Source organism: Flavobacterium sp. TR2, assembly GCF_025252405.1.
Classification (GTDB): domain Bacteria; phylum Bacteroidota; class Bacteroidia; order Flavobacteriales; family Flavobacteriaceae; genus Flavobacterium.
In genome coordinates this window covers 3,081,158-3,104,555 of sequence record NZ_CP104307.1, presented here as the reverse complement: position 1 = coordinate 3,104,555, position 23,398 = coordinate 3,081,158, and the positions used below count along the sequence as shown (strand labels likewise).

The 23,398-nt window shown below is 35.7% G+C and carries 19 protein-coding genes; 5 read left to right on the top strand and 14 right to left on the bottom strand.

The window, feature by feature from the left end:
- Positions 1–94 precede the first annotated feature (94 nt).
- The gene (locus N4T20_RS13700) at positions 95–2,353 is read right to left on the bottom strand and encodes an acyl-CoA dehydrogenase (RefSeq protein WP_260669695.1); all 2,259 of its coding nucleotides are present in this window, start codon (positions 2,351–2,353) and stop codon (positions 95–97) included.
- Positions 2,354–2,571: 218 nt separating this feature from the next.
- Positions 2,572–3,486 (bottom strand): EamA family transporter, encoded by a 915-nt coding sequence (locus N4T20_RS13695; RefSeq protein ID WP_260669694.1) that lies wholly within the window; start codon positions 3,484–3,486, stop codon positions 2,572–2,574.
- A gap of 108 nt (positions 3,487–3,594) precedes the next feature.
- Here N4T20_RS13695 and N4T20_RS13690 point away from each other — a divergent pair, with 108 nt between their 5' ends.
- Positions 3,595–5,016, top strand: coding sequence for a PLP-dependent aminotransferase family protein (locus N4T20_RS13690; RefSeq protein WP_260669693.1), 1,422 nt, complete (start codon positions 3,595–3,597; stop codon positions 5,014–5,016).
- 435 nt (positions 5,017–5,451) lie between these two features.
- Here the strand turns inward: N4T20_RS13690 and N4T20_RS13685 are convergent, their stop codons facing one another.
- From N4T20_RS13685 to aspA, 6 genes are all read right to left on the bottom strand, one after another.
- Positions 5,452–6,399 carry a bestrophin family protein gene (locus N4T20_RS13685; protein ID WP_260669692.1) on the bottom strand — a complete coding sequence of 316 codons (948 nt, stop codon included), beginning with the start codon at positions 6,397–6,399 and terminating at the stop codon, positions 5,452–5,454.
- A gap of 123 nt (positions 6,400–6,522) precedes the next feature.
- Positions 6,523–7,245, bottom strand: coding sequence for a hypothetical protein (locus N4T20_RS13680; protein ID WP_260669691.1), 723 nt, complete (start codon positions 7,243–7,245; stop codon positions 6,523–6,525).
- An 82-nt stretch (positions 7,246–7,327) separates the two neighbouring features.
- The gene (locus N4T20_RS13675) at positions 7,328–8,710 is read right to left on the bottom strand and encodes a HAMP domain-containing sensor histidine kinase (protein WP_260669690.1); all 1,383 of its coding nucleotides are present in this window, start codon (positions 8,708–8,710) and stop codon (positions 7,328–7,330) included.
- A gap of 1 nt (position 8,711) precedes the next feature.
- Positions 8,712–9,386: a response regulator transcription factor gene (locus tag N4T20_RS13670; RefSeq protein WP_260669689.1), complete on the bottom strand. Its 675-nt coding sequence runs from the start codon at positions 9,384–9,386 to the stop codon at positions 8,712–8,714.
- 193 nt (positions 9,387–9,579) lie between these two features.
- Entirely contained in the window at positions 9,580–10,851 is a 1,272-nt protein-coding gene (locus N4T20_RS13665) for an outer membrane protein assembly factor (protein WP_260669688.1), read from the bottom strand.
- Between the two features lie 156 nt (positions 10,852–11,007).
- The gene (gene aspA, locus N4T20_RS13660) at positions 11,008–12,417 is read right to left on the bottom strand and encodes an aspartate ammonia-lyase (protein WP_260669687.1); all 1,410 of its coding nucleotides are present in this window, start codon (positions 12,415–12,417) and stop codon (positions 11,008–11,010) included.
- A 154-nt stretch (positions 12,418–12,571) separates the two neighbouring features.
- Here aspA and N4T20_RS13655 point away from each other — a divergent pair, with 154 nt between their 5' ends.
- Positions 12,572–13,150, top strand: coding sequence for a pentapeptide repeat-containing protein (locus N4T20_RS13655; RefSeq protein WP_260669686.1), 579 nt, complete (start codon positions 12,572–12,574; stop codon positions 13,148–13,150).
- A 34-nt stretch (positions 13,151–13,184) separates the two neighbouring features.
- Positions 13,185–13,658 (top strand): hypothetical protein, encoded by a 474-nt coding sequence (locus N4T20_RS13650; RefSeq protein ID WP_260669685.1) that lies wholly within the window; start codon positions 13,185–13,187, stop codon positions 13,656–13,658.
- A 1-nt stretch (position 13,659) separates the two neighbouring features.
- Here the strand turns inward: N4T20_RS13650 and N4T20_RS13645 are convergent, their stop codons facing one another.
- The 4 genes from N4T20_RS13645 to glyA all read right to left on the bottom strand — a co-directional run bounded on the left by N4T20_RS13645 (position 13,660) and on the right by glyA (position 17,614).
- The gene (locus N4T20_RS13645) at positions 13,660–14,157 is read right to left on the bottom strand and encodes a GNAT family N-acetyltransferase (protein WP_260669684.1); all 498 of its coding nucleotides are present in this window, start codon (positions 14,155–14,157) and stop codon (positions 13,660–13,662) included.
- A gap of 1 nt (position 14,158) precedes the next feature.
- Positions 14,159–15,199 carry a GMP reductase gene (locus tag N4T20_RS13640; RefSeq protein WP_260669683.1) on the bottom strand — a complete coding sequence of 347 codons (1,041 nt, stop codon included), beginning with the start codon at positions 15,197–15,199 and terminating at the stop codon, positions 14,159–14,161.
- Positions 15,200–15,598: 399 nt separating this feature from the next.
- A complete protein-coding gene (locus N4T20_RS13635; RefSeq protein ID WP_091496894.1) occupies positions 15,599–16,192 on the bottom strand; it encodes a tRNA-(ms[2]io[6]A)-hydroxylase in 594 nt (197 codons plus the stop codon).
- 147 nt (positions 16,193–16,339) lie between these two features.
- Positions 16,340–17,614 carry a serine hydroxymethyltransferase gene (gene glyA, locus N4T20_RS13630; protein ID WP_260669682.1) on the bottom strand — a complete coding sequence of 425 codons (1,275 nt, stop codon included), beginning with the start codon at positions 17,612–17,614 and terminating at the stop codon, positions 16,340–16,342.
- Positions 17,615–17,724: 110 nt separating this feature from the next.
- Between glyA and fahA the strand changes: the two genes are divergently transcribed.
- Positions 17,725–19,008 (top strand): fumarylacetoacetase, encoded by a 1,284-nt coding sequence (gene fahA / locus N4T20_RS13625; RefSeq protein ID WP_260669681.1) that lies wholly within the window; start codon positions 17,725–17,727, stop codon positions 19,006–19,008.
- A 102-nt stretch (positions 19,009–19,110) separates the two neighbouring features.
- Here fahA and N4T20_RS13620 read toward each other — a convergent pair whose 3' ends face one another.
- Together N4T20_RS13620 and N4T20_RS13615 are read right to left on the bottom strand one after the other, a co-directional pair.
- A complete protein-coding gene (locus tag N4T20_RS13620; protein ID WP_260669680.1) occupies positions 19,111–20,295 on the bottom strand; it encodes an endonuclease/exonuclease/phosphatase family protein in 1,185 nt (394 codons plus the stop codon).
- A gap of 200 nt (positions 20,296–20,495) precedes the next feature.
- Positions 20,496–21,536, bottom strand: coding sequence for an agmatine/peptidylarginine deiminase (locus N4T20_RS13615; RefSeq protein WP_260669679.1), 1,041 nt, complete (start codon positions 21,534–21,536; stop codon positions 20,496–20,498).
- A gap of 185 nt (positions 21,537–21,721) precedes the next feature.
- Between N4T20_RS13615 and N4T20_RS13610 the strand changes: the two genes are divergently transcribed.
- Positions 21,722–23,242, top strand: a complete 1,521-nt coding sequence (locus N4T20_RS13610; protein WP_260669678.1) for a choice-of-anchor I family protein — start codon at positions 21,722–21,724, stop codon at positions 23,240–23,242.
- The last annotated feature ends 156 nt before the right edge of the window (positions 23,243–23,398 follow it).

Below are 23,398 nucleotides of genomic sequence, written 5' to 3'. Positions count from 1 at the left end.
TCTTAAACTTTAATGATATAAAAAATCTTTGTCAAAGCTTTAAACTTTGACAAAGATTCTCTTAAAACTTAAATTCCTTATCATGGTTTAAAAATTAAACCGCAATTGGCGCCGCCAAACAGCTTTCGGGAATATTAAAAGCATTTACCAAAGCCACGGCATCTGGGCGAATATCCCAGCAAAGCTGATTGACCATTTTACGGACAGCTTTGGTTTTAACCGCTTCCATATAACCGTCTTCAAGATACCAGGCTTTGTTTTTTTCAATTTGCGAAAGCGCATACAACTGATTCAGTTTTGTCAAAATATCTTTTGATGGCTGGTCTTCAATAGCATTTATAGCGAGCTGGAATTGCTCTAAAACGATTCTTTCCAAATAGGCCTGCGCTACATCTATCATTTGATGCTGAACAACATTGAAGGCGTCGTAAGGCTCCAATCCCCCATCGATTAATTTCTTGATGCGTCGCGCTGCCGAAGCCAAAATTGTTTTTTCTCTATGAACAAATGCCTGAAGATGAAATTCTCCATCCAATAAATGCTCATCTTCTGTTCTGCGGGTTGCAATTGGGTTCTTTTCTGCAATAGCGGTTTTTGCATTTTCGTACACATAATTAATGATTCCCAACGACCCCATTTCTCCAAACGATTTTCTAAATTCTGCCAAACGGTTTTTAGCCACCAATTGCATCAAAACTGTATTATCGCCTTCAAAAGTGGTATAGATTTCAGTATCATTTTTAAGCGCATCTATTCGATTTTCAGACAAATAGCCTTTTCCTCCGCAAGCTTCTCTGCATTCCTGCAAAATATCTCTGGTGCTCCAAGTAGAATAGGATTTCATTCCCGCTGCCAAAGCTTCAATTTCCTGCATTTCGGCTTCAGTTCTGTTTAAAAACCTCTTGGTTAAATATTGGAGCGCAAAATGAACCGCATAAGTTTTTGCCAAATGCGGCAGTAATCTGCGCTGATGCATTCTATAATTTAAAATTGGAACTTCAGAGCCGCCTTCTGGTCCAAATTGTCTTCTTTGATCGCTATAGCGAATGGCAATTGTTAATCCAGATTTTGCTGCCGCTAAAGCCGAACGGGGAATCCCGATTCGTCCGCCAACCAACGTGCCTAACATGGTGAAGAATCTACGATTGTCACTCGGAATCGGGCTTTCAAATTCGCCATGTTCATTCACAGAAGCAAAACGATCCAACATATTGTCTTTCGGAATCACTACATTATCAAAACTGATCGTTCCGTTGTCAACACCGTTTAACCCCATTTTATGGCCACAATCGCCTATTGTTACTCCGTTTAGCACATTTCCGTTTGGATCGCGCAGAGGCACAACAAAAGCATTTACGCCATAATCATGATCGTCGATAATCAGTTTAGCAAAAACGGTCGCCATTTGTCCATGAACCGCTGCGTTTCCGATATATTCTTTTTGAGCGTTTTGGTTTGGCGTATGGATGGTAAAAGTCTGATCGTTATGATTGTAGGTTGCTGTAGTTTCAAGCCCTTTTACATTTGATCCGTGATGTGTTTCGGTCATGGCAAAACAGCCTGGAAGTTTTAGCGAACCGATGTCTTTTAAATATTTTGCATAATGCTTTTCGGTTCCTAAAGACTGAACGCTCATTCCCCAAAGCCCGAACTGAACGCCAAATTTAATTACCAGACTCAAATCATGATAACTCAGCGTTTCCATAATCGCAAAATAATCTTCGATATTTCCTCCTCCACCGTATTCTTTTGGATAAGCCATACTTCCAAGACTTTCATCGGCTAGAATTTTGCACCATTTGTATACGGTCTGTCTAAAAACATTTATGTCGGTAGAGGTTTCATAAGCAAATTCGGGTCTTGAGATGATTGATTTTACCCTTTCGATTATCGCGGCTTCCTTTCCATCTAAAATTTGAGTGATTTTCTGAATATCAAAACTCGCATTGGTATGAGAATTGGCGGTAAAAGAGCCTGCTTTGGTTTTGAAATTCTGAAGCGCCTCTTCGCCTAAAATTCCTAAATCATTTTCTAGTTTCTTGAAATCTGATTCTATCGGCGTTAAATCCAAATCGCTGCCTGAAAGCGCTTTTGCAATATCAAAAATCGACTTGATCGAAGAGGTATCCTGAATACTTTTCTCGATATCTGATTTCCATTGCGTGAGTTCATTTCGCGAAGGCGGATTTGAAATATCTGCTTTAGAAAGCAAATATTCTTTTTCTTCTTGAGATAAAACAGTAAGCGAATTTATAAACTCTTTTAAGGTTGCAAATTCTTTCTGTGTCAGCAAATCATCTGACCATACTAAATAAAATAACGGAGTAAAGGCTTGAAGTTTGGTATTTTGCATATCAATAGTATTCGGTTTGGAAATAGTTTTTTGTTTGCCACGAATTCACGAATTTTTTCAATCTAATTTTTAAATTAATTCGTGAATTCGTGGCTATCCTTTTTACGCGTTATCGCATAAAAAAAACAGGAATGAAATATACTCATTCCTGTTTAAACATCCTGTTAAGATTCTGACAATTTTCGATTTTAAACCAATAAAAATATGAAAACTAAGAATTAAGAACCTTTGGATATTGAGGTCATTTTTTGCTTTATGGCAAAAATATGATGTGAATTAAAAACTAACACTGCGGTAAAAATGATACCGTATGCGGTAATCTGTAAAGGCGTAATATTTTCTTTGAAAAAAAAGGCTGCCAAACCAAATGCAATCATCGGATTAATGTTTAACAACATTCCAACAGTCGAAGAGTTGATTCCTGAGAGTGCATACAAATTGAGAAATAACGGAATTATCGTAAATACAATTGCAATGGTTTCAATGCAGAGATAAAACTTAAATTCCGTTGGAACCGGTCCCCCAAAAACCGGATAAAACGGTAATAATACTAATGCTGCCAAAGTAATATGGAAAGTCAGTACAATAAATTTGTCAAAACCTTTATTGGCGCGCTGACTTACTAGATAAGATGCATAAGTGAGTCCGATAATGATGCTGAAAACCATGTCCATTATAGCGGCATACGACAATAAAACGCAGCCAGAAATGCTTAATCCTACAGAAATCCACTGTGTTTTGGACAATTTTTCGTGCAATATAAAATAAGCTAATATGGTTGTCAGAATAGGACAAACTAAATATGCCAAAGAGGTCGCTTTGACGCTGACATGATTCATTACATAAATATACGTAAACCAATTTCCCATCAAAAATGCGCTTCCGCCAATATTAAGCAGAATTGATTTTGTTTTTTCAGATTTTGGCAACGCTTTAAAGATTTCGATGGTTTCTTTTATTTGTTTTCTTTTGAATAGCAAGGCAATCAAAAGCATCAAAATGCTACAGCTGAAAACACGGAAAAATAAAATATCTAATGAAGGATATTCATGAATTGGCCTTAAAACCAAACTGAAAAGTCCCCATGTTGTAAAGGCAGAAATAGCTGCGATATAATATTTTGTTGTTTTCACTAAAGTTGTTTTTGAAATATTTTCTTTGATGAAGCAAATTTCTAAAAAATAACACAGCAATACAGATACAGTTTTTGTAAATTGCAGCATAACAGTTTTTATTTTCTCATGAAAAATTCGAATTACTTATATCTTCAATTTGCAGACCGAATCGAAAAGCAGATTAAATCGGGTGTTTTAAATGTGGGCGACAAACTTCCTTCTATACGCGAAGTGTGTGCGGAGACAGGCTACAGCATGAGCACCGTTAGCAAAGCGTATTATGAAGTAGAAAGCCGTTCTTTGATCGAAGCACGTCCGCAATCGGGGTATTATGTAAGTAATATTTCGGCTCGAGTAATACCAGAACCATCAGCGAGCACGCCTATTTTAGCACTGGAAAATATTGAGCGAGAAGATTTGGTCGATTTGGTTTATAGCGATATGCGCAAAAAAGACATTACGATGCTTTCGCTTGGCTTTCCTTCAAATGAATTGCTTCCAATTGCGAAACTCAATAAAGGAATGGTTCAGGCCATGCGCCAATTGCCAAATAGCGGTACGAGTTATGAAGAAATTGAAGGAAATAGCAATTTAAGGAAAGAAATTGCTCGCTGGTCTTTTACTTGGGGCGGCTCTCTGACCGAAGATGATATTATAACGACTCCGGGCTGCATTTCGGCAATTTCAGACTGTTTACTGACACTGACTAAACCCGGTGATACTATTATAACAGAAAGTCCCGTTTACTTTGGGATTCTCCAGCTTGCGCGATCTTTAGGGTTGTATGTTATGGAACTCCCAACCAATATGACAACGGGAATTGAACTCGAAGCGGTAAAAAAAACACTTGCTTCAAACAAAGTAAAAGCCTGCGTTTTAATGAGCAATTTCAGTAATCCGTCGGGAAGTATGCTGCCCAACGAGCATAAAAAAGAAATTGTCCGCTTAATGGATTTTTATAATGTTCCTCTAATTGAAGACGATATTCATGGCGATTTATATTTTGGCTCTAGCCGCCCGACCAACTGCAAAACCTATGACGAAAGCGGTATTGTTTTGTGCTGCAGTTCGGTTTCCAAAACTTTGGCGCCAGGCTATCGCGTTGGCTGGGTTTCTCCAGGAAAATTTAAAAAAGAGCTTTTACGAACCAAATTGTATCACACCATCTCCTCGCCTACCATTACGCACGAGGTAGTGGGAGATTTTCTAAAAAATGGCCGCTATGAAAATCATCTTAGAAAAATTCGACAGATTCTAAATCGAAACTGCACGAACTATATTAATACTGTTTTAGAATCTTTTCCAGCAGGTACAAAAGTGAGCCAGCCTCAAGGCGGTTTTTTCCTTTGGGTAGAATTGGATAAAAAAATCGATACTGCGGCTTTTTACCATTTGGCGCTAAAACATAATATTAGCATTGCTCCGGGAAGGATTTTCTCGTTTCAAAACCAGTTTTCTAATTGTATGCGATTGAGTTTTGGTCTGCCTTGGTCTAATGAATTGCGAACTGCTATTCAGACGCTTGGAAGATTGGCGAAGCAGTTGTAAGTATTTAAGAGCTCCATCAAATTAAATCCTTTAAAAAAACATAACCCGTGGTTTCAACCACGGGGACACATAGCAGGGTTTGACATTCTTTGCGTTTCAGCGGTTGAAACCGATGGCTATGTTTAAAATTATTCTCTATAATATGACTGAGTTCCAGCGGTTGAAACCGCTGGCTATGTTTAAAATGTTTCTCTATAATATGGATGGAACTTCCTTGCAATAAAGCCGTTTTTTTTTAAGATTCTAAGTTGCCATAACCCGTGGTTTCAACCACGGAGGACACATAGCAGGATTTGACATTCTTTGCGTTTCAGCGGTTGAAACCGCTAGCTATGATTTAGATTTTCGCTAACTACTCTCATTCAAAAACAAAAAACTGGACAGTGCAACTACTCACTGTCCAGCCAACAATTAAAGAAGACCAAAATTAAATTCTTATAAGACGAAATAAGCGTCTTTTTCTACTTTCTTAGGTTCGTCTTTGAGATCAAATTCGTTCAAAATATCAAACTCGCTTTGATATTCATTCAGCATCTGTTTGATGTTTTTTTCAATTGTATTTGCAATTGCAGTAACTGGCGTATCTGTCGGTCTATTTTCAAACGGATCCTGCAAATGAATCGCCATTCTTTCGATCAAAAAGAAAGCGGCTCCGATTGCAGTAATCAGCGGAATAGCAAACCAGCTCAATACGCTTGTTAAACCAAAAGGCAATAACAGAATAAATAAACACAGCGTCAATCGAATGTACATACTGTAAGTGGTTGGGAAAATTGTGTTTTTAATTCGTTCACACTTCCCCATTTCATCACATAATCTTGACAAAGTATTATCGATCTCAACCTGCTGATACATATTGATTTTCTTTTCGTTTTTCGCATTTCGCAGGTCTCTTGCGTGTAGCATTAAAATCGCATTCGGAATGTTTTGATGATTTTTAATGTATTTAATTTCATCTTCGTTTAGCAATCCTTCGAGCGGTTTTATTGCGTTTCTATTTCTAAGCGATTCTCCTAAACTATAGCACCATGCAATTTGTCTTTTGGCAAAATTTTCTTTGAACTCGCTCGCTTCAACAGAAAAATCAGGATCTTCATAGAAGGTTAAAACCTGACGGATTAAGGTTCTCGAATCGTTTACAACAGCTCCCCAGACAATTCTTGCTTCCCACCATCTGTCATAAGCCTGATTGGACTTAAAAGCCAATAATAAAGAAATAATGGTTCCGATCATGGTCGGAATGGCAATCGGGATATCTACAGGAAGGTTAATAAAATAATGATGGAAAATTTCGAATAGTATCGTATAAGCCAATACAAGTGCAATTTCTACTTTAATTTTCCCGAGAACGTACTTCATTGGTATTCTTTTCTTTAATAACATATTTTCGGTTTTAATTAAATTAATATTTTTTTAAAGGCTCTAAGGGGCTAAGGTTCTGAGATTCTAAAGGCCTAAGTCCAAAAATTACAAAACTTAGTACCTTAGAATCTGAGTGCCTTAGTCTCAAACCATCTCTTCGTACAATGAAAGGACTGGAAGGCCTAGTTTTTCATTGACATTTTCTTTTTTAGCTTTTTTAAATTTGATTTTTTCGCCTTTTCTAGTTTCTACCAGCATATCGATGTTGTGTTTTGAAATAGCTTCAGATAAAAACGGAGCCACATTTTCGTAATTATCCTCAAAACTGGCCGTCTGGCTTACGATTTCAAAAGAAAAATTGGCACTCAAAAATTCCTGCACATCTTTTACATGAATGTTCATGCTAGAATTTTCTACATAAAGTGCTTTATGGAAAACCTCTTTTCTGGTTTTTGTGCTTAAATGCAGGATCGGACATTTTTGGTTTCCTGCCAATTGCACCAGATATTGATGAATTCTTTTGGTTTCCTGCTTATAAGAATGGGTAAGAATGACCAATTTTACTGAAAAAACATCAATTAGTCTTTTAAAAATTGGTGCTGAAAGTCCGTATTGATTGTGAACTTTCAATTTAATATTTGAGGTGTGGTCAATGATATAACGGCAGGTTTCTAGAACTTCTTCCTGACTTTTAGTAAGTCCAGATTTCATTTCTCTTAAAAAACCCGATGATGAAAACGTATCGGGAGCTTCTGAAACTAATACTAAAATAATTTCTGATTCAGTATTCTTAGACTGATTTACCGCAGATTTAACAGCCGAAATGGTGTCATCTTTTAAAGTTGTAGGTATAAGAAAATTTTTCATAAGTATATCTTTTAGTTTATACCTACAAAATAACTTTCAGGAAATTAGACTCTTATTAATCTAAAATTAGAATTTTCTAAAATTAAACATTAGATTTTTTAATGTTACCCTTTTTGAAGATAATTGTAACAATAGTTCCTTTGTTTTGCTCCGATTGCACCTGAAGTTCGCCATCATGCATTCTAATGATTTTAGATGCCAAAGGAAGCCCTAAACCATATCCAATGTATTTGGCAGCAATTTTACCTCTAAAGAAAGGCTCATACAAATGCGGAATATCTTCTGGAGGAATTCCGATTCCGATATCGTTGATCGCAATTTTGATCATTTCTTTGTTTGCAGAAAGATTTACAAATACCTCGTTATTATCAGAATACTTTACTCCATTGGTAATAATATTGTTAATTGCCAGCTCTAAAAGCGGTTTATTGCATGGCAGCAAGAGCAGATTGGAATCTTCTGGAGCAAAATTAAGTTTAATGCTAACGCGATTATCCGGATAGATTTTGTCAAGATCAGATTTGACATCCAATAATAATTCGTCCATTCGGGCAATGTCTGACACTTGTTTTTGTCCGTCATAACCTGTTTGCGTCAATTTTAGAAGACTTTCAGTTAAGTTTCCTAATCTTGAAGCCTGGCTGTATATATTTTGCAAAGATTCTACATATTCATGCTTTTCTCTTTCTTTAAGCAGCATAATCTCTGACTCGGCAATAATGGTTGTTATTGGCGTTTTGAGTTCATGAGAAGCATTATTGATAAAGTTTGCCTGAATCTCAAAAGAAGTTTCCAGTCGATCCAGCATATTATTGAATGTATTGGTCAAATCTGAAATTTCATCAGAGTTTTTAACTTCCGGAAGACGGTTGTGCAAGTTAGAAGCACTGATTCTTTTTACTTCTTTGGTAATTCTTGCTACGGGATTGATAACTCGTTTTGCCAAGTATCGTCCTAAAAGAAAAGCCAAAATCACAAAACCAATACCGCCAAAAAGCATAATTTTGACAATGTAAACCGTTGTATCTTTTCCTTTACGATCTCTAGCACCAACAATTACAATATATTTCTGGTTGTTTTCTTCAAAAATCTGTCCCAAATAATACTTGTTATCTTTTTCGTAAGAATCTTTTCCCGTGCTTAAAATATTAGTGTAAAAAGTATTCGGCAGATTCAGATTCGTATTATAATCAAAACTGTTATGGCTATTTATTTTTAGCACATACTCTTCTTCTTCGATTAGTTCTTCAAGACCATTTTTTTGAAGATTTTTGTAATATTTAATTTTTTCAGGGTCTTTTTGAAAATGAATCGAAGCTACAATTTTGGCTCTATCATCTAAACGCTTTAAAAAATGGTATCGATTATTTTCTCTGAACAAGAAAAAAACAATGATACACAATAGCGAAGTACTAAAGGTAGAAAGGGCAACGTAATTAAAAGTAATTTTTTTTCTAATATCCATATTATGGTTTTATAACATACCCCAAACCTTTCATCGTATGAATAAGTTTGGTCGAATAAGGCTTATCTATCTTTCTTCTTAAGTACGTAATATACACATCGACAACGTTGGTATTCATATCAAAATTAATATCCCAGACATTATCCAAAATTTGGTCGCGCGAAACGATGCGTCCGGTATTTTTTGCCAAATAATACAAAAGCTTAAATTCTTTGGCAGTCAAAATGATGTTTTCGCCATCTCTTTTTACCGTTTTTGCGCGTCCGTTTATTTCTAAATCACCAATTGTGATGGTATCAATTTTCTCTGTTTCCTGTTGCGATCGTCTGTACAGCGCATTTACTCTGGCATCTAATTCTCCAAATTTAAAAGGCTTAACCAAATAATCATCGGCGCCAGCATTAAGTCCTGTCACAATGTTTTCTGAAGTCCCTAAAGCAGTTAGAAGTAAAATTGGAACAAAATTTTTGGCTGCACGAAGTCTTCTGCAGATTTCAATTCCGTTAACATCAGGAAGCATAACGTCTAAAATTACCACATCGAAGGTATAATTATGAATCATTTCCATGGCAGTTTTACCATCCATAGCAACGCTTACTTCATTATTATTTTCTGCAAAACCTTTTCGTAATATCGATAATAGATTTGGCTCATCTTCAACTATCAGTAATTTCATATTAAGAAGTTTGTATATACAACAAAAATAAGAATACAATTTAAAATAATTTTAAACAACTTTACAAATTATGATTTTATTGTGAAGAATAAAAAAAACAGACGTCATTGCCTGCTTTTTGATAGTATTTCAGAGTTAAAGTTTTTGATTCTTAATTTTTAAAGCCAAATTATTCTTTACAAAACTTCAGCTATTAAAAAGTCTCTCCTGCATTCAAATAAAAGCCTTTTGAATTATTCCCCCAAGCATAATCTGCGATAAGATTGGTTTTTGTTGCTTTATCGATTAAAACACGAAGTCCGAAACCAAAAGCTGGCTGCACATATTCAAAAAGCTTGGTATTGGTATCTGGATTGCTTGTGGTTACAAAATTCGTAAAAACGGTACCGCTCAGCATTTGATTGCAGGTTATTGGAAACCTAAATTCAGTTGCCAGATACACCAAATTTGTACCTCTAAACAATCCCTGCGTATACCCCTCACCGCTTCGGCTGCGCTGATCCCAACCAATTGCAGGCAAATTTAAATACGGAACTTTTCCTTTGGTAACAAACTGTCCGTAAGTCCAAAGTGCCAAAATATATCTTTTGTCTTTCTGCGAAACCGGTATAAAATTTCGGTATTCGGCATACAAAACATTACTTACTTCCTGATTATCAAATATTTCTGGATTAAAACGATAATTTATGTTTGCAAACCATCCGCGAGATGCATTAACCTGATTATCTCTGGAATCATAAACCAAATTAAGACTCACACCGTTTAAGAAATATTCCGCTTCATCGAATCCATATTTCTGATTGTAATTATAATGATACGTGAAGTTTCCATTGGCAATATCGAGATTTTTATCGACAATGCTAGAATACCAATCGATATTTATACCGCCGCCAACATAAAAGTTTGGACGAACCTGAAAAGAAACGGATTGATGAAATTTAAAATAATTATAATCCATTGGCTGTGCAATAGAATCAATGCTAAAACCTGGCTCTTGTTCGCGGCGAGGCGGAATAATATTTGTTCCTAAACCATAATTGGGTTGCGAAAAAATATACAAACGATAATCGCCGCTCAAAAATATCTTGTTGTTTTTGAGCAAAATATTATTCTTGACATTTACCAGCCATTGTTTTTTTGTGGTATAGGTTATTCCAACATTTGCTATTGAATATTTATCGGCCTCTTCTTTTCCTTTAAAAGTATATTGCGCCACTGCGCCATAAAAAAAGCCTGTTGCTGGCTGGGAACCTATCGCTGGAATAATCAAGAAAAAGCTGTTTTTTATGGGCTTGACAACATAAACAGAATCCTTTTTTTTGAAGATTTCTAATATTGTTTTAGGAGGGCAGATTTTGGAGTTTTGAATTTCTTCCTGAGCACATAAATTAAAGGAAATAAGAAATATTAATCCTAAGATTTTTGACTTGTACTGAACGGCATTATTTTGAAAAAAAAGCACCATTTACAAAGTTTAGTTTTAGAAATAAGACTCAATCTTAATGTAAATATAAGTCTTATTTTCAACATCTTAAGAACAAACAACAAAATAAATTTAAAATATTTTAACAAAAAAAGCCGTCAAAAAAAGTTGACGGCTTCGATAAATATTGTTGCATTCTTATTTGGTGATAAACTTTGGGTGAATTAAATTCTCTAGAGAATAAATTTCGTTCCATTTTTCCTGTGTGATTAATTTCCTTTCCAGAACTGCAATCTGATGCACGCTTTTACCTGTTTTTAAAGCTTCGCCCGCAATACTGGCACTTTCTTCATAACCAATAATCGGGTTTAACTGCGTTACAATTCCAATGCTGTTCATCACCATATTGTAGCAGTGGTCTACATTTGCCGTAATTCCGTTAATGCATTTATCGATTAATGTTTGAATCGCATTTGAAAGATAATCTAACGAAGTAAACATAGCAAAAGCAATAACTGGCTCCATAACATTCAGCTGCAATTGCCCAGCTTCTGCCGCCATCGTAACGGTTAAATCTTGGCCAATAACATAAAAACAAGTCTGATTTACCACTTCTGGAATCACCGGATTCACTTTTCCCGGCATAATAGACGAACCTGGCTGGCGTGCCGGAAGGTTAATTTCATTCAAACCTGTTCTTGGCCCTGAACTCAATAAACGCAAGTCGTTGCAGATTTTAGAGATCTTAACCGCAGAACGCTTTAGAGTCCCCATAATCTGAACGTAAGCTCCCGTGTCTACAGTAGCTTCAATTAAATCTGGAGAAAGTGTCAACGGAATTCCAACCTCATCTGCTAAATATTTCACGCAAATCTCAGGATAGCCTTCGGGAGCATTTACTTTTGTTCCAATGGCTGTTGCGCCCATATTGATTTCCAACAGCAATTCCTGAGCATTTTTTAAACGCTGTATATCTTCCCCAATTGTAGTAGCATAAGCTTTAAATTCCTGTCCTAAAGTCATAGGAACCGCATCTTGCAGTTGCGTCCTTCCCATCTTTAAAACATCCTTAAATTCTTCTCCTTTTTTAGCGAAAGCGACTTCTAAACCTGCAAAAGTTTTAATAAAGCTTTCCATTTTAAGGTACAAAGCAATTCTAAAAGCCGACGGATAAGCATCATTTGTAGACTGAGAGCAGTTTACATGATTATTGGGATGCAGAAAATTGTATTCTCCTTTTTTATGCCCCAAATATTCTAAACCGATATTAGCAATAACTTCGTTGGCATTCATATTAACAGAAGTCCCTGCACCGCCTTGAATCAAATCGCTCACAAACTCCTGATCAAATTTACCGGCAATAACCTGATCGCTTCCATAACAGATGGCTTCAGCTATTTTAGAATCAATAGCACCACAATCTTTGTTAGCCATAGCTGCCGCTTTTTTCACATAACCTAAAGCTTTGATAAACAAAGGTTCTTTTGAAATTGGAATTCCAGTAATATTAAAGTTCTCTACTGCTCTAAAAGTCTGGATTCCGTAGTATAAATGATTTGGAATTTCTAATTCTCCTAGAAAATCATGTTCTTTTCTTGTTGAGTCCATATTGTGAAATTGATAAATTTTAGCTTAAATAATAACTGTAAAGCTACATTAAATTTATTCTAAAGTCGTTAATAATTTCAAAATGATTGCAATTTTCATCGAAAATTCTATGGCAAATTATTACCTTTTCAGCCTCAAATAATTACCCAAAAAGTTGAAAAAAGAAAGCGAATATTTTCTTGATAAAGAGTACAATACAATTATTTACGCCAAAGATGACTTGAATTTTAAGGACTTTGAATCTTGCGTTTTCAATAATTGCGATTTTTCTGCCTGCACTTTTCTTGCCGTTACTTTTATCGACTGCGTTTTTAATGATTGCATTTTCAATCAGGCAAAAATTAATTACGTTGCTTTGAGAACGGTTACTTTTAACCGATGCGAAATTAAGGAAGTAAATTTTGCCATGTGCGACAAACTCATTTTTGAAGTTCGATTTAATGATTGCATCCTCGATTTTTCAAAATTCTACACCTTAAAATTAAAAGGAACTCCGTTTACCAACTGCAGTCTAATAGCTGTAGATTTTATGGCCACAGATTTAACCAGCGTAATTTTTGACAATTGCGATTTGTATCGTTCTGAATTTGCCAAAGCCATCGCCAATAAAGCCGATTTTAAAACGAGTTATAATTATACTATTGATCCTTCTAAAACTAAACTGAAGAAAGCTGTTTTTTCTTTGAATGAAGTAAAAGGTTTATTGTTTAAGCATGATGTGATTGTTTCTTAAATAAGTTTTATATGAATCTCCTAAAGAACTAAAAATGAAAAAACCAATTATTGTCTTTTTCTTACTTCTTCAACAACTATCTTATTCACAAAAAGTTGTTTCGTATAAAAATATTGGGGTTATATTTTCTGAAAAATACGATTGTTATCTTTTTACGAATTTTAAACGTTTTACTCCAAATCAAGATGAGATTAATCAATTTGAAACATTATTAAATAAAAATATTCAGAATATCAATATTAATAAGTTTAAACCTTTAATACATGAGAATTTAAACAATTATAACAGGCAATATATTGGTATTTTTAACGAGAAAGGCGAAAAAATTATTCATATAAATTTTTTTTGGAGAGAAGATGAAAATCAACCTTTTTTCAACAAAATCAAATATGACAAATGGAAAACTGAATGGTTTGAAATTCAAGATGGTGGCAGTTATTATTGGAATATAAAATATAATTTAATCCATAATACTTTCTTTGATTTTCGTGTAAATAGTCATGGCTAAATTAAAGTTTTTTCCTCATCACGTAATCCTCCATCAAGTACCCATTTCCAATTTCAGTATCTAGCGTTTCTTTAATTTCAAAACCTAGTTTTTTATAAAAATTCAAAGCGGTATTGAAACGGTTTACATTTAATAAAAGTTCTTTTGAATTGTTTTCTAATGCCATTGTTCCAATTTCTCCAAAAACAATTTTCCCGTATCCTTTTCCTTGCGTTTGGGGCAAAAGATAAATTTTATGAATTTTAGTAATGGCTTTTTCTTTATAATTATGCTCAATTCCGATAAAACCTATTACGGAATCAGCATCTGAAATCATGTAAAACAGCTGTTCTTTATTCTGAATCTGTTTAGATAACGCTTCATCAGAATAAATTAGATCCAGCATATAATCTAATTGCTCCTTTGTTAGAATTTCGCCATAAGTTATGGGCCATGTTATATGTACAATCTCTTGAATTTTAGCTATATCTTCAATAGATGCTTCGGTAATCTTAATCATATTATTTTGTAAAAACTTGATTTTCCTGTTCGCTTACGCGAATGAAAGTCGTTCTTTTTGTTAATTCTTTTAATCTTGAAGCTCCCACATAGGTGCAAGTGCTTCTAATTCCGCCTAAAATATCCAAAACAGTATAAATTACATCTCCTTTAAAAGGAACCTGAACTGTTTTTCCTTCGCTTGCGCGATATTCTGCAACGCCGCCAGAATGTTTGTCCATTGCTGTTTTTGAACTCATTCCGTAAAACTGCTTGAATTTTTCGCCTTTTACTTCGATTAATTCTCCACCGCTTTCTGTATGTCCCGCCAGCATTCCGCCAAGCATGACAAAATCGGCACCAGCTCCAAAAGCTTTCGCAACATCGCCTGGAGTTGTACACCCGCCATCGCTTATAATGTGCCCGCCTAGACCGTGAGCTGCGTCGGCACATTCGATAATTGCAGAAAGCTGCGGATACCCAACTCCCGTTTTAACACGTGTGGTGCAGACAGAACCCGGTCCAATTCCGACTTTTACAATATCTGCTCCAGCCAATAACAGTTCTTCGGTCATTTCTCCTGTTACTACATTTCCAGCGATAATTATTTTATCAGGATATTGTTTACGTGTTTTCTTTAAAAACTGGACAAAATGTTCTGAATAGCCGTTGGCAACATCGATGCAGATAAATTTCAATAACGGATTAGCGGTAATTATTGCTTCAATTTTATCAAAATCTTCTTTGCCGGTTCCAGTGCTTACAGCAATATAATCATAAAAATCTGGAGTAACGTTTTTTAGAAACTTATTCCATTCTTCTAAAGTGTAATGTTTATGAATGGCTGTAAAAAGCTTTTCTTTTGCCAAAATCTTTGCCATTTCAAAAGTTCCTACTGTATCCATATTGGCTGCCATAATTGGAATTCCTGTCCAACTGGCATTGCTATGCAAATACTTGAAATTTTGTTCTAAGGAAACTTCAGATCTGCTTTTAAGCGTTGATCTTTTAGGTCTAAACATGACATCTTTAAACCCCAATTTTAGGTCCATTTCTATTCTCATAGTTCGAGATTTTGGTTACTCTCAAATGTAAGAATTTCTGATTTTAGATTTTAAAGATTAGATTAACAAAAAGTTGAACTTTTGAACAATTGGATTGCTAATCTGCTTTAAAATGCACAAAGATTCACAAAGTTTAATGGCTAAAAAACGTTTCGACTTCGCTCAACGTGACAAACTTGAAACTAAAAACTGCAACTGATCTCTAAAAAACTGAACGCTGATACAACTGATTCGCTTTCGCGAAGACGCCGATTTGCACAGATTTTTATTTTAAAATTTGATATGCTTTGCACAGGCTTCTTCCAAACTTCGAAATCGCTCAACGTGGCAAACTTGAAACTTGATCCCGAGGCTTCGGGAGAAACTCGAAACTTGAAACAAACCAAACAAAATCAAAAACTACCCGTGAATCGTTTCGTTTTTTCCGTAATTGGAAATAATCGACTCCTCAAAAGCCAGCCACTCTCTCCAGCGTTTTTCAACATCGATTCCTACTCCGTACTTGCGTGCGTAGGTAATGAATGTTGTGTAATGTCCTGCTTCACTTTCCATTAATTCTCTGTAAAAAACTGCCAATTCTTCATCTTGAATATTTTCAGAAAGCACTTTAAAGCGCTCGCAGCTTCTAGCTTCGATCATCGCAGAGAAAAGAAGTCTTTCTACAAGACCAGAAACACGGCTCCCGTCTCCACTTCTCTTCATATATTGGTACAGTTCGTTTACATATTCATCTTTACGCTCACGTCCTAGTTTCAATCCTCTTTTGATGATGATGTTATGGACCTGTTCAAAATGATCTACTTCTTCTTTTACTAAAGCCAGCAAGTCCTGAACCAAATCTTGATGCTCTGGATTGTTTGTAATGATTGTAATCGCATTGGTTGCCGCTTTTTGTTCGCACCAAGCGTGATCTGTCAAGATTTCTTCTATGTTTTTCTCAACAATATTTACCCATCTTGGGTCGGTTGGCAATTGTAATCTTAATACGCCCATTTTATTTAAGTCTTAAAGTTTAAAGTCGAAAGTCATAAAGTCATTAGAAAACCTTAAAAGAAAAATCGAAGATCAAAAACTAAAGATAGAAATTTACATTCCATTTTTAGGCTTTCGACCTTCGACTTTATGACTTTTGACTAATTTTTAATAAGCAAAAATTGGTCTTTCGCTCATCATTTCGTTTACTTGTTCAGCAACTTCTTCGATAACATTTTCATCTGTATGGTTAGATAAAACTTTATCGATAAGCTCAACAATAGTTTCCATATCTTTTTCAACTAAACCGCGAGTTGTGATCGCAGCTGTTCCAACACGAATTCCAGAAGTGATAAACGGAGATTTATCGTCAAAAGGAACCATGTTTTTGTTTACTGTAATTTCAGCTTTTACTAATGCATTTTCAGCTTCTTTACCAGAAATGTTTTTATTTCTTAAGTCAATAAGCATCATGTGGTTATCAGTTCCGCCAGAGATGATGTTGTAACCTCTTTTTACGAAAGCATCAGCCATTGCGTTTGCATTTTTTTGCAATTGCATTGCGTAAGTAAAGAACTCGTCTTTTAATGCTTCACCAAAAGCAACCGCTTTTGCAGCGATAATGTGCATTAAAGGCCCTCCTTGATTTCCTGGAAAAACAGCTAAATCTAATAATGAAGACATCATTCTGATTTCTCCTTTTGGAGTTGTTAATCCTTGTGGATTTGGGAAGTCTTTCCCCATTAAAATAAGACCTCCACGTGGTCCTCTTAAGGTTTTGTGAGTTGTTGTAGAAACAATATGGCAATGTGGAATTGGATCGTTCATTAACCCTTTTGCAATAAGACCTGCTGGGTGAGAAATATCAGCAAATAAGATCGCTCCTACGCTGTCAGCAATTTGTCTGAAACGAGCAAAATCCATATCACGAGAATAAGCAGAAGCTCCTGCGATGATTAATTTTGGCTGTTCTTTAGTTGCAATTTCTTGGATTTTATCATAATCTAAACGGCCAGTTTCAGCATCTACACCGTAAAAAACTGGACGGTATAAACGACCTGAGAAGTTTACTGGAGAACCGTGAGTTAAGTGTCCACCGTGAGACAAATCGAAACCTAAAATAGTATCGCCAGGATTCAAACAAGCATGGTAAACAGATGTATTTGCTTGAGAACCTGAGTGAGGCTGCACGTTTGCATATTCAGCGCCAAATAATTCTTTAGCTCTGTCAATTGCAATCTGCTCAATAACGTCAACTACCTCGCAACCGCCATAGTATCTTTTGCCAGGATAACCCTCGGCATATTTATTAGTTAAAACAGACCCTGCTGCTGCCATTACTTCATCACTTACAAAATTCTCAGAAGCAATAAGCTCTAGTCCGTGAATTTGTCTTTCTTTCTCCTCTTGGATAAGATCAAAAATTTGTTCGTCGCGTTGCATTTTTTTGTTTTTCGTTAATTTCACGCAAAAATACAAAAAAACGTTTGTCAAACTGCTAGATTATGATATATTTGACAAGTAATTTTTCAACAAATAATTAACATTAGAACATGCCAATCACCGCCAACGATACCAGTAGAAAATCATGGTTAGAAGTGCCAGAAAATAGTGACTTCCCTATTCAGAATATTCCTTTTGGAGTATTTCTTACTAAAGAAAATGTCGTTACTGTAGGAACTCGAATTGGCGACTACGCCATAGATTTAGGAGCTTTACAGCAATTAAACTATTTTGAAGGAATAGAATTAACCGATGATATGTTTATGCAGGATACGCTAAATGATTTTATTTCTGACGGAAAAAAAACATGGCGTTTGGTTCGAAATCGTATCGCTGATATTTTCGACGAAACTAATCCGCAGCTAAGAGATTCAACAAAACACAGAGATATTGTTATATTTAAAATTGAAGATGTAGAAATGCAGCTTCCTGTTTTAATTGGCGACTATACTGACTTTTATTCGAGCAGAGAACACGCTACAAACGTAGGTAAAATGTTCCGCGATCCCGATAATGCTTTATTGCCAAACTGGCTTCATATTCCAGTTGGATATCACGGAAGAAGCTCGACAATTGTGCCATCGGGAATTCCGGTTCACAGACCAATGGGACAGACTTTGCCTGTTGGCCATGACACTCCTGTTTTTGGAGCTTCTCGTTTGGTAGATTTCGAGTTAGAAACTGCTTTTATTACTACAGATGTAAATGTAATGGGCGAAAATATTTCAACTTACGAAGCTGAAGATTATATTTTCGGAATGGTTTTACTAAATGATTGGAGTGCGCGCGACATTCAGAAATGGGAATACGTGCCTCTTGGACCATTCTTGGCTAAAAACTTTGCAACTTCAATTTCACCTTGGATTGTGACTATGGACGCTTTAGAACCTTTTAGAACTAAAGGCCCTAAACAAGATCCATCTCCGCTTCCTTATTTACAAACAAAAGGAAAAAAAGCTTTTGATATTCATTTAGAAGTTTCCCTAAAACCTGAAGATCAGGAAGAAACTGTGATTTCAAAATCTAACTTCAAATATATGTACTGGTCTATGGCTCAGCAATTGACACACCATACCTCAAACGGATGCCGTGTAAATTCTGGCGATATGATGGGTTCTGGTACTATTTCTGGTCCAACTCCTGATAGTTTTGGTTCTATGTTGGAATTAACTTGGGGCGGAAAAAATCCGCTTACGCTAAATGACGGAAGCGAACGTAAATTTATTGAAGATAACGACACCGTAATTATCCGCGGTTTCTGCGAAAACAATGAAGTACGAATTGGTTTTGGAGAAGTTTCAAGCCAGTTGCTGCCTCCTTTTACCAGACAATGAAGAGCAGATCAGTCTGAAGAGATATAGAAAATAAAAACCTTGGTGAGAACCAAGGTTTTTTTATGCTCTATTTAAATCTAGAAAAATGAAAAGAAAAGCTATTTATTCTAAAATCATCTTTACCCAAACCAAACGATGATCCGAACTTGATTCTCGTTTTTCAACTAATTCTGACATTGGCTCATCTTTTGCTGGCCAGAAAACACCACTGCTAACAACCTTAAATCCAAGTCTAGACGGCAATACATAATCGGCGCGCATTCTCCAAAAGGCAGTATGATTAATTCCAAAAGGATTTTTGGGACTAAATTCAGCACCGCCTTTGCTAGCAGGCGTAAAATCGCTATTAATTTTCGGATTCTCTACTAAAGACTTTATACCTTCCCTAATAGCATCTCCCTCAACCGGCGAAGCGTTTTGATCACCCAATATGACAAATCGAGAATTCGGAGACAAACCACCTTTAACTCCTTTATCATCATAAATATACGAAGCCGAATTGTCTGAAATATAATCTTTCCAGAATCGAATTTCGTCATGATTTCTTTTTCCATTGCGGTCTTCATCACCATCAAAAGTAGGAGGAGTTGGATGACTGACTAAGACATGAACTATTTCATTATCAATCTCTACAGGAACATCCCAATGAGATTTTGAAGACAATGGAAATTCCTTCCATGCTTTCTTGCTATACCAATCCGATCCATCGGCTTTTTTGGTAAGCAATGCTCCCGGCATATCTTTCCATTTAAAGTGTTGAAAAGTACGAACCGCTTTTACATCAATAGGATATTTAGACAAAAGCATCATTCCATATTGACCAGGATACATACCAAACGCCCATGCATCATTTCCAAAATTATCCAACTTTCCGTCATTATTCAAATCGTAAGGGCTTGGTTGGCCGGTATTCACTGTCGAATAATAATAGTAAGGATAATCGATAGCTGCTGCTCCGCCTTGGCCCACATTCAAATAATTTTTTATAAATGCCTTTACACCAAGTTCAGGGTCTTTAATATAATCAAATTCGTTTAACAGAATAACATCCGGTCTAACGGTCTGAATAATCTGGGCAATATTTCTGATTTGAGTATTGCGTCCTGAATTAAGCTGATAAATCAATATCTGCTCCGATTTTCCCATTGCGCCTTTTGGAGAATAATTATCTGACTCCATACTTACATTATAAGTCGCAAATGTAAGTTCTGTTTTTTTCTTTGAATCAGATTGTGAAAATAGCACTCCGGAAGAAAGCACGGAAAGGATAAAAAATATTTTCTTCATATAAAATTAAATCTGCATTGTTGAACATACGAATATAAGAAGGATGTTGAGACACACCGCAAATCCGTCTGTTAAATATAAAACAAAAAAACTGCCACTTTTGATGACAGCTCAAATCATAAGAAAGTCTCTGTATATTTTACAATTTCCTCACAGATTAAAAAATTAAAACAATTATTTTATAATCTATGGCTCTATTTTTATGCGGGAATCTGCTGGCTTAAACAATGTAAAGTTCCGAATCCCCAGATAAAATCGATGCAGCTTATTCCGATTACTTCTCTATCAGGGAAGCATTCTGCCAAAATATTTAAAGCTACGCGATCATTACTGTCATTGAATGTCGGCACTAAAACACAATTATTCAAAATCAAGAAATTAGCATAACTTGCCGGCAAGCGCAAATCTTCAAAATCTACGCGTTTTGGCATTGGCAATGCTACAATTACTGGAGATTTTCCATTTTCTAATTTTGCATTTTGCAAGCGTTTCAAATTATCCTGCAAAGGTTTGTAGTTTGAATCGTTTTTATCAGTTTCTACAATTGTTACAATAGTATCTTCATTTACAAATCGGCACAAATCGTCGATGTGACCGTGCGTATCATCACCTTCAATTCCGTCACCAAGCCAAATTACATTTGTAACCCCAAGATATTCTTTAAAAACAGCTTCGTAATCTTCTTTGGTAAAACCAGGGTTTCTAACCTGAATTGTTGGATGCATTAGACATTCTTCTGATGTCAACAAAGTTCCTTTTCCATTTACATCAATCGCCCCACCTTCAACAATTACTGGTTTTCCTTTGTACATTACCTGAGTTAGCGGCACATCAATAAAATCAGCTACTTTACCTGGAACAAATTTGTCCAGCTGATAGTTTTTATATTTTGCCCAACCGTTGAAATTAAAGTTTAAGGCTTCTCTTTTTGAACCGTTTTTTACGATAATTGGTCCAGAGTCGCGCATCCAGCTTCTGTTGGTTTTATGAATAATATAAGAAACGTTTTTAATGTTTACACGGGCTCTCTCCAGCATATCAGCAACTTTTTCTTTTAATTTTTCATCGGCTACAACCAGAAAAACAGTTTCAAAAGTGGCCACTTTTTTAATAAATTCTACAAAAGCCCATTGAACAGCTTCATATTTTCCTGGCCAATCGTTACCATTATGCGGAAAACACAATACAATTCCTTGCTGTTTTTCCCATTCTGCAGGAAATCTTCTATTATTTGTTGACATAAATACGTTCTAATTTAAGAAAGTGCAAAGATAAGCATTCGTTAGGATTATAAAACATTTGATCAAAATTCCTCTTTAATTTCACATAAAATATCCTGCAAAAACTAAGTTAAAGATTAAATAATACACGCTTAATATTTAACAGAGAGCTCAGAATTACTTTTGCCAAAACTAAAAACTAACACATGAAAAATTTATCTCTCTCATTATTGGCTGCGCTATTCATACTGGCAAGCTGTAACAATGATGAAAATTCTAATGGCGAACCTGAAGTTGTGGCAAACGAAAACCCAGGGACTTTTAAAGAAATTGGTTCAATTACAATTGGCGGTGAAGCGGCAGCTGAGATTTCTGCTTACTGCGAAAAAACAAAAAGACTTTTTACAGTAAACAATAGCGGCGTAAATCAAATCGATGTTATTGATATTACTGATCCGACAAAACCTCTTAAAATCGGAAAAATTGATTTGACTGCTTACGAAGGTGCTGCAAACAGTGTTGCTGTTTTTGACGGAAAACTGGCTGTTGCTTTAGAATCGACTGTAAATAAGCAAGCAAATGGAAAAGTGGCAGTTTTTAATACTTCAGATTATAGCTTAATCAAACAGGTTACGGTTGGAGCTTTACCAGACATGATTACTTTTTCTCCTGATGGAAAATACATCATGACTGCAAACGAAGGAGAGCCAAATGCAGATTACTCACAAGATCCAAACGGAACTGTTTCTATTATTGAAACTAGCTCTTATAGTGTAACAACTTTAGATTTCGCTTCATTTGCTGGTCAAGCTGAGGCTTTAAAAAAAGACGGATTCAGAATCTCAAAATTTGCTAAAACTAGTTTTGCGCAAGATATCGAACCTGAATACATTACAATTTCCGATGATTCTAAAACTGCTTGGGTAACTTTACAGGAAAACAATGGTGTCGCAAAAATTGATTTAACTGCTAAAACTATTACTGCAATCTATCCTCTAGGTTTAAAAGATTACAACACTGCCGAAAATGCAATTGACGTGAGCGATAGCGACAATAAAATTGCCTTTAACCCTTGGAAAGTAAAAGGCCTTTATATGCCAGACGCAATCAGCCATTTTACTGTAAACAATACTCCTTATTTTGTTACAGCCAACGAAGGCGATGCGAGAGAATACACTGCGTATACTGATGTGAAACGCATGAAAAGCATGACACTTGACGCTACGGTTTTTCCGGATGCTGCTACTTTAAAATTAGATGCCAATTTGGGGAGATTAAATCTTGTTGCCGACATGGGAGATACTGACGGTGACGGAGATTTAGATCAAATGGTAAGCTTTGGAGGAAGATCGTTTTCTATATGGAATGGAAACACAGGAAAAATTGTTTTTGACAGCAAAAATGATGTAGATAAAAAGACCAACGAAATAGGCACATACGATGATAAAAGAAGTGACGATAAAGGTTCTGAACCAGAAGCTGTAGTTGCGGCTAAAATGGGAAGCCAAAACATTTTATTTGTCGGTTTAGAAAGATCGGATGCCTTTATGGTATATGATGCTACAAACCCAACTGCACCACAATATTTGCAAACTGTAAAAACTGGCGATGCTCCAGAAGGAATTCTTTTTATTCCGGCTTCTAAAAGCCCTACAAAAAGAAGCTTGCTGGTAGTAAGCAGCGAAGGTGATGGTTCTGTTAAAATTTATCAGCCAGATTTGAAATAATACTCTTTTTTCAGGATAGCGAAAGGACAAAATGTGAATTTTGTCCTTTTTTATGCTTTCTATTAAGCTTATTTTAACGGATTTACATAATTAAAAGCCAAAAGATGGGAATTATGTAACAGCATATACAACACATTCTAGAATTCGACTTCTAAT

What these genes read in the sequence shown, in the direction of transcription:
- N4T20_RS13700 (WP_260669695.1), bottom strand. Translation starts at nt 2,353, where the DNA reads ATGCAAAATACCAAACTTCAAGCCTTTACTCCGTTATTTTATTTAGTA.
- N4T20_RS13690 (WP_260669693.1), top strand. Translation starts at nt 3,595, where the DNA reads ATGAAAAATTCGAATTACTTATATCTTCAATTTGCAGACCGAATCGAA.
- N4T20_RS13685 (WP_260669692.1), bottom strand. Translation starts at nt 6,399, where the DNA reads ATGTTATTAAAGAAAAGAATACCAATGAAGTACGTTCTCGGGAAAATT.
- N4T20_RS13680 (WP_260669691.1), bottom strand. Translation starts at nt 7,245, where the DNA reads ATGAAAAATTTTCTTATACCTACAACTTTAAAAGATGACACCATTTCG.
- N4T20_RS13675 (WP_260669690.1), bottom strand. Translation starts at nt 8,710, where the DNA reads ATGGATATTAGAAAAAAAATTACTTTTAATTACGTTGCCCTTTCTACC.
- N4T20_RS13670 (WP_260669689.1), bottom strand. Translation starts at nt 9,386, where the DNA reads ATGAAATTACTGATAGTTGAAGATGAGCCAAATCTATTATCGATATTA.
- N4T20_RS13665 (WP_260669688.1), bottom strand. Translation starts at nt 10,851, where the DNA reads ATGGTGCTTTTTTTTCAAAATAATGCCGTTCAGTACAAGTCAAAAATC.
- aspA (WP_260669687.1), bottom strand. Translation starts at nt 12,417, where the DNA reads ATGGACTCAACAAGAAAAGAACATGATTTTCTAGGAGAATTAGAAATT.
- N4T20_RS13650 (WP_260669685.1), top strand. Translation starts at nt 13,185, where the DNA reads ATGAAAAAACCAATTATTGTCTTTTTCTTACTTCTTCAACAACTATCT.
- N4T20_RS13645 (WP_260669684.1), bottom strand. Translation starts at nt 14,157, where the DNA reads ATGATTAAGATTACCGAAGCATCTATTGAAGATATAGCTAAAATTCAA.
- N4T20_RS13640 (WP_260669683.1), bottom strand. Translation starts at nt 15,199, where the DNA reads ATGAGAATAGAAATGGACCTAAAATTGGGGTTTAAAGATGTCATGTTT.
- N4T20_RS13635 (WP_091496894.1), bottom strand. Translation starts at nt 16,192, where the DNA reads ATGGGCGTATTAAGATTACAATTGCCAACCGACCCAAGATGGGTAAAT.
- glyA (WP_260669682.1), bottom strand. Translation starts at nt 17,614, where the DNA reads ATGCAACGCGACGAACAAATTTTTGATCTTATCCAAGAGGAGAAAGAA.
- fahA (WP_260669681.1), top strand. Translation starts at nt 17,725, where the DNA reads ATGCCAATCACCGCCAACGATACCAGTAGAAAATCATGGTTAGAAGTG.
- N4T20_RS13620 (WP_260669680.1), bottom strand. Translation starts at nt 20,295, where the DNA reads ATGAAGAAAATATTTTTTATCCTTTCCGTGCTTTCTTCCGGAGTGCTA.
- N4T20_RS13615 (WP_260669679.1), bottom strand. Translation starts at nt 21,536, where the DNA reads ATGTCAACAAATAATAGAAGATTTCCTGCAGAATGGGAAAAACAGCAA.
- N4T20_RS13610 (WP_260669678.1), top strand. Translation starts at nt 21,722, where the DNA reads ATGAAAAATTTATCTCTCTCATTATTGGCTGCGCTATTCATACTGGCA.